Origin of the sequence: Xenorhabdus innexi (assembly GCF_002632485.1) — a bacterium.
Lineage (GTDB): Bacteria > Pseudomonadota > Gammaproteobacteria > Enterobacterales > Enterobacteriaceae > Xenorhabdus > Xenorhabdus innexi.
Genome location: NZ_NIBU01000221.1, coordinates 1 through 711, shown reverse-complemented (window position 1 = coordinate 711; position 711 = coordinate 1). Strand labels below are relative to the sequence as shown.

Below are 711 nucleotides of genomic sequence, written 5' to 3'. Positions count from 1 at the left end.
GCCGCTTTTTTCAGGTTCGGGTGTAACCCTTTTGCCGTCTGTGTCTCGACAATAAAGATTTCACGCAGGGTCAGGCTGAACTCGGCTGAGCCATCGTACATCTGGGTCACGCTGATATTAACAATCATCATATTTTTGTACTGCTTCAAACCGGTCATCACTGTCACTGGCTCGCCTTTCTTCTGGAGATTAAGCAAGTCATTATAGGCCTTGCCTATCCTGTCCAGTGTGCGGGAACGGTCATTGGCGCGCCCCTGATAATTCGGCAACCACGGGGCGACGGGACGGTTATAGCCCACCTGATCCAGCATCGCTGCGCCTGTCCCCATATAGCGGTTCACCATTGCTTCGGTTTGCCTTGTCATTGCCCTGATTTCGACAGGGAGCGGGTATCTGCCCAGTGCGGCGGGAAAATTGCCGCCCATTATCGCACTGAAATACTGCGGAGGCTGGTAGCTCACCATTATGCCCGCAATCGTGATTTCTTTCGGCTCCAGAATGGCGTGGTCAGCAATGGCTGCGCCGGATTCAATCGGGTTTTCAGTGATACGCAGGCTGGAACGGTGGTTTTCTATCATCACATTATCAAACAGAAATTTACCGATAGAGCGCGTTATCACTGAGGCTGTTGTGGTATTAAAACCGCTGAGAAAGTCCATAGCGTACCTATGAAAAGAAAATCCGCCGAAGCGAGGAGGTTGGATATAAAAA

The 711-nt window shown here is 50.8% G+C and carries 1 protein-coding gene; it reads right to left on the bottom strand.

The window, feature by feature from the left end; translation table 11 throughout:
* A partial coding sequence (locus Xinn_RS21210; RefSeq protein ID WP_099137837.1) for a phage baseplate protein occupies positions 1-659 on the bottom strand: 659 nt, incomplete at its 3' end.
* Positions 660-711 lie beyond the last annotated feature (52 nt).